This is a genomic window from Streptomyces sp. NPDC059456, assembly GCF_042750055.1.
GTDB lineage: Bacteria > Actinomycetota > Actinomycetes > Streptomycetales > Streptomycetaceae > Streptomyces.
The window spans coordinates 1-5,585 of the sequence record NZ_JBHYVA010000577.1 but is presented as its reverse complement, the minus strand read 5'-3'; the positions used below and the strand labels follow the sequence as shown (position 1 = coordinate 5,585).

The window sequence follows — 5,585 nt, the reverse complement described above, 5'->3', positions numbered from 1 at the left end:
GGCCGCGCGGCGCCCCGCCCCGGGGGGGGGGGGGGGCCGGGCGCCCCCCCCCCCGCCCGCGCGCGCGCCCCGCGCGCGCGGGGGGGGGGGGGGCGCCCCGCCGCGCCCACACCGCCTACACGGACCTCGTCGCGGAGCTGGGCCTGACCCTGGTCCCCAGCTACGTCGCCGAGCCCGGCGCCCTCGTCCGGGCCACCCCCGAAGGCGTCGGCGCGGCCGACCCGCCGCACTGGTTCGGCGCGGGTGACGACACCTGCCACGAGAAGACCGAGGCCGCCTTCGCCGCACTCGCCCGTACCGTCGACCCCGGCGATCCGTGGTCCCACCCCGACGCCGCCGCCCTGGACCGGTGCTCCCTCGGCGACTGGCTGCGCGCCCGGGGGGCGACCCCGGCCGTCGTACGCCTGTGGGAGATCGGCCGGCTCGCCCTCGCCGACGGCTCGTGCGAGCGCAGCTCCCTGCTCGCCGCCCTGCGCAAACACGCCGCCGTACCGGGAACGGGCTCCTACGAGTACGAGGCCTGGGAGGGCCTGCGGGTGGCCGAGGGCTCGGCCACCGTGGCCCTGCGCATGGCCGAGGAGCTCCGGGGCCGGATCCGGACCGGCTCCGCGGCCGAGGCGCTCGCGGTGGGGCCCGGCGGCTGCTCCGTACGCCTGGCCGGCGGCGAGACCCTGACCGCCGCGGCCGTGGTCAGCGCCCTCCCCGTCGGCCCGCTCCGTTCGGTCGCCGTGACCGGCGTCGGCGACGCCCGACTCGCCTCCCTGCACCGTCAACGACAGGCCCTCGCCGCCAAGTTCACCGCTGCCTACGACCGGCCGTTCTGGCGCGGGCGCGGCCTCAGCGGCCTGTCCGAATGCGAAGGCGTCCTCGGCAGCACCTGGCCGCAGAGCGAGGGGATCCTCTCCGCCCTCGTCCCGCCCGAACGGCTCGGCGTCCTGATGGGCACCCCCGCCGCGCTGCGGGTCCCCGAACTGCTCGCCGAGATCGCCCGCCTCTACGGCGACGAGGCGCACCGGCCGCTCGCCACGTACCTGCGGATGTGGGGCACCGACCCGTGGACCCAGGGGTACGTCACCCAGTGGACCCCCGGCGACGTCATGGCCGTGGGCCCCCTGCACGGCACCCACGAACCGCCGTTCTACGTCTGCGGATCCGACCAGTGGGTGGCCGGCTACATGGAGGGCGCCGTGCGCACCGGACGCGACACCGCCGAGGAGGTGCTGCGCCGTGGCTGACGTCCTGCTCAACCACATCGGCGGCGCGGACCGGCCGGCCGCCTCCGGCAGGACGACGGCCCTGACCGATCCCGCCACCGGCCGGGTGCACGGCCACGCCCCGTGCTCCGGGCCCGAGGACACGGACGCCGCCGTGGCCGCCGCGGCCGCCGCGCTGGCGGACTGGGCCGTGGCCACCCCCGCCGTCCGCCAGCGCGCCCTGCTCGCCCTCGCCGACGCGATGGAGGCGCATGCGGACGCCCTGACGGCCGCGGAGACCGCGGACACCGGCAAACCCGCCCGGCAGTTCCGGGACGAGGAACTGCCCGCGATCGTCGACACCGTGCGCTACTTCGCCGGAGCCGCCCGGAACCTGCCCGGAGCCGCCGCGGCCGAGTACACGCAGGGCCGCACCTCGCTGCTGCGCCGCGAACCGGTCGGGGTCTGCGCCCAGATCACCCCCTGGAACTATCCGCTGATGATGGCGGCGTGGAAGACCGCCCCGGCGATCGCCGCCGGGAACACCACCGTCCTCAAGCCCGCCGACACCACTCCCTCGTCGTCCGTCCTGCTGGCCCGGCTCGCCTCCGGATGCCTGCCGCCCGGCGTGCTCAACGTCGTCTGCGGCGACCGCGACACCGGCCGGGCGCTCACCGCCCACCGGGACGTGGCACTGATCGCGGTCACCGGCAGTGTGCGGGCGGGCCGCGAGATCGCGGCCGCCGCGGCGGCCGGCCTCAAACGGGTCCATCTGGAGCTCGGCGGGAACGCGCCCGTCATCGTCCACGACGACGTGGACGTCACGGCGACGGCCGAGGCCCTCGCCGCGGTCGCCTACTACAACGCAGGCCAGGACTGCACCGCGCCCACCCGGCTGCTGGTCCACCACCGGGTGCACGACGCGTTCCTCGCGGCCTTCGCCCGCGCGGCGCGGAAACTGTCCGCGGGCACCGACTTCGGCCCCCTCAACAACGCGGCGCAGCTGGCTTCCGTACAGGGCCTGCTCGACCGCCTCCCCGCCCACGCCGAGATCGTCACCGGCGGCGCGCGGATGCCGGGGCCCGGCTGCTTCCACGAGCCCACCGTCGTGGCGGGCGTGCGCCAGGACGACGAGATCGTGCAGGAGGAGGTCTTCGGCCCCGTGGTCACCGTCCAGCCGTTCACCGACGAGGCGCAGGCCCTCCGCCTGGCCGACGACGTGCGCTTCGGCCTCGCCGCGAGCGTGTGGACCGCGGACCACGACCGCGCGATGCGCGCGACCCGGGCCCTGCACACCGGCATCGTCTGGGTGAACACGCACGGCACCACGGTGTCCGAGATGCCCCACGGGGGTGTCAAACACTCCGGGTACGGCAGCGACCTCTCCCTGGCCGGGCTCCTGGAGTACACCCGGGCCAAGCACGTCATGCTGTGATCCCCGCGCTGCCGTCCGAGGCCGCCGCTCGGTGGCCGACAGCCTCAACGAGGTGTTCCTGCCGGCCTCGGTCGAGCGCAGCCGGCGCCCGGCCGACCCGCCGCCACCCGTTCGGCTACGGCAAGGAGCGCTTCTTCTGGTCGCTGCTCGCCGAGGGGGCCTGCCCGGCGCGCGCCGTCCGGCAGGTCCGCGGCGCGGCCGCGGCGGCCGGCCACAGCGCGCGCGAGGAGATCCGGGTGGGCCGGGACCCTGCACTGCGGACCGTCCTGGCGGAGGACGGCACGGCCTGCGCCGGCGTCCTGCTGGTCTACGTGGCGTACGCGCTGGGCAAGGGTGCGCGGGAGCAGCTGATCGGGGAGGCTGCCGATCCCTCCGTGCAACGCGGGGTACGGGAGGTGCCGGGGCGGCAGCCGGAGAGCGATTCGGTGACCTCCCTGCTCACGATGCGCACGGGCCCGGCCGCGGCGCGGACCTGACGGCCCGGCCCATCGGGTCACCCGTGCGGGCGGATCACGATGATCTGAATGACGGCCTTTTCCCGAATTCCACAGTGGCCGGGAGAGTTCTGCGTGTTCTCGTCGCCGAGCGGTCCGCGGTGCGCGACCATAACGGACGCCCAGCAGTCAGCAGAAGGAAACACCGAGACAGGAAGAAGGGCGGACGTGTCCGGCAGCGAAAGCGAGAACCCAGCAATCCCCTCCCCGACCCCCGCGCCGACTCGACCACGAACGAACCGGGACTGGTGGCCGAATCAGCTGGACCTCCAGGTTCTCCACCAGCATTCGCCCCTGTCCGATCCGATGGGCGCGGACTTCGACTACGCGCAGGAGTTCGCGGGCCTCGACGTCGATGCGCTCAAGCGTGACGTCTTCGAGGTCATGACGACGTCCCAGGACTGGTGGCCTGCCGACTACGGCCACTACGGGCCGCTGTTCATCCGGATGAGCTGGCATGCCGCGGGCACGTACCGCATCGCCGACGGCCGGGGCGGCGGCGGCGCCGGCTCGCAGCGTTTCGCCCCCCTCAACAGCTGGCCGGACAACGCGAGCCTGGACAAGGCACGCCGTTTGCTGTGGCCGGTCAAGCAGAAGTACGGACCGAAGATCTCCTGGGCCGATCTGCTGATTTTCGCCGGCAACTGCGCGATGGAATCGATGGGGTTCAAAACGTTCGGATTCGGATTCGGACGGAAGGACACCTGGGAACCCGAGGAAATCTTCTGGGGACCCGAGGACACCTGGCTGGGAGACGAGCGCTACGTCGGCGACCGGGAACTCACCGGTCCCTTCGGTGCCGTGCAGATGGGTCTGATCTACGTCAATCCCGAGGGGCCCAACGGAAATCCGGACCCGGTGGCCGCGGCCCGCGACATCCGCGAGACGTTCAAGCGCATGGCGATGGACGACGAGGAGACGCTCGCGCTCATCGTGGGCGGTCACACGTTCGGCAAGTGCCACGGCGCGGTCGATCCCGGGTACATCGGCCCGGAGCCCGAGGCGGCCCCCCTCGAACAGATGGGCCTCGGCTGGAAGAACACGTTCGGCAGCGGCAAGGGCGTCGACTCGCTCACCAGCGGGCTCGAGGGTGCGTGGACCACGGAGCCGACGAAGTGGGACAACGGCTATCTGGACAACCTGTTCGGATACGAGTGGGAGCTGACGACCAGCCCCGCCGGTGCCCAGCAGTGGAAGCCCACGGATCCGGCGGCCCAGGACATCGTGCCCGACGCCCACGACCCGGCGAAGCGGCACGCCCCGATGATGCTGACGACGGACCTCGCGCTGAAGGTGGATCCGGTCTACGCACCGATCGCCAAGCGCTTCCACGAGAACCCGGACCAGCTCGCGGTCGCGTTCGCCAAGGCCTGGTACAAGCTGCTGCACCGCGACATGGGGCCGCTCTCGCGTTACCTCGGCCCGTGGATCCCCGAGCCGCAGCTGTGGCAGGACCCCGTCCCCGCGGTCGACCACGCGCTGGTCACGGACGCGGACGTCGCCGCCCTCAAGAGCCGGATCCTGTCCTCGGGGCTGTCCGTCCCCCAGCTGGTCACCACCGCCTGGGCGTCCGCGGCCGCCTTCCGCGGCACCGACAAGCGCGGCGGGGCCAACGGTGCCCGGATCCGGCTCGCGCCGCAGCGGGACTGGGCTTCCAACGCCGTGCCCGAGGTGGCGCAGACGGTGGAGGCCCTCGACGGGATCCGGCGGGAGTTCAACGACGGGGCGGCGGGCGGGACGAAGGTGTCCCTCGCCGACCTGATCGTCCTGGGCGGGTGCGCCGCCGTCGAGCGGGCCGCGAAGGACGCCGGGCACGACGTCAGGGTTCCGTTCGCACCGGGACGTACGGACGCCTCGCAGGAACAGACCGACGTGGAGTCGTTCGCCGTGCTCGAACCCCGGGCGGACGGGTTCCGCAACTACCTGCGGGAGGGCGAGAAGCTGCCGCCGGAGACCCTGCTGCTGGACCGCGCCAGCATGCTGACGCTCACCGCGCCGGAGATGACGGTGCTGGTCGGCGGCATGCGGGCGCTGAACACCGGTTTCGGCCAGTCCTCGCACGGTGTCTTCACCGAGCGGCCGGGGACGCTGACCAACGACTTCTTCGTCAACCTGCTCGACATGGGCACGGAGTGGAAGGCGTCGGCCACGGCCGAGAACGTGTTCGAGGGTCGCGACCACGCCACCGGCGAGGTGAAGTGGACCGCGACCGCCGTCGACCTCGTCTTCGGATCGCACTCCCAGCTGCGGGCCCTGTCGGAGGTGTACGGGTCCGAGGGCGCTCAGGAGCGCTTCGTACGCGACTTCGTGCGCGCCTGGGACAAGGTGATGAACCTCGACCGGTTCGACCTCCGCTGAACCGGTGCCCGGGGCCCCCGCCGGGCCCCCCCCCGCGGGGCCGGGGCCCCGGGCCCCCCCCGGCGCGGGGCCCCGCGGGGGGATCACCACGCGGGCGTGGGTTTT

At 73.6% G+C, this 5,585-nt stretch carries 4 protein-coding genes; all 4 read left to right on the top strand.

Annotation, left to right across the window (positions count from 1 at the left end):
* The coding region (locus ACFXA3_RS33835) for a flavin monoamine oxidase family protein (RefSeq protein WP_385193220.1) at positions 1 to 1,235 on the top strand (1,235 nt) is incomplete at its 5' end.
* Positions 1,228 to 2,628 (top strand): aminobutyraldehyde dehydrogenase, encoded by a 1,401-nt coding sequence (locus ACFXA3_RS33830; protein WP_385193218.1) that lies wholly within the window; start codon positions 1,228 to 1,230, stop codon positions 2,626 to 2,628. The genes ACFXA3_RS33835 and ACFXA3_RS33830, both read left to right, overlap by 8 nt.
* Positions 2,625 to 3,104, top strand: coding sequence for a hypothetical protein (locus ACFXA3_RS33825; protein ID WP_385193215.1), 480 nt, complete (start codon positions 2,625 to 2,627; stop codon positions 3,102 to 3,104). Before ACFXA3_RS33830 ends, ACFXA3_RS33825 begins: the two co-directional genes overlap by 4 nt.
* A 186-nt stretch (positions 3,105 to 3,290) precedes the next feature.
* On the top strand, positions 3,291 to 5,480 hold the full coding sequence (gene katG / locus ACFXA3_RS33820; RefSeq protein WP_385193212.1) for a catalase/peroxidase HPI: 2,190 nt from the start codon (positions 3,291 to 3,293) through the stop codon (positions 5,478 to 5,480).
* The last annotated feature ends 105 nt before the right edge of the window (positions 5,481 to 5,585 follow it).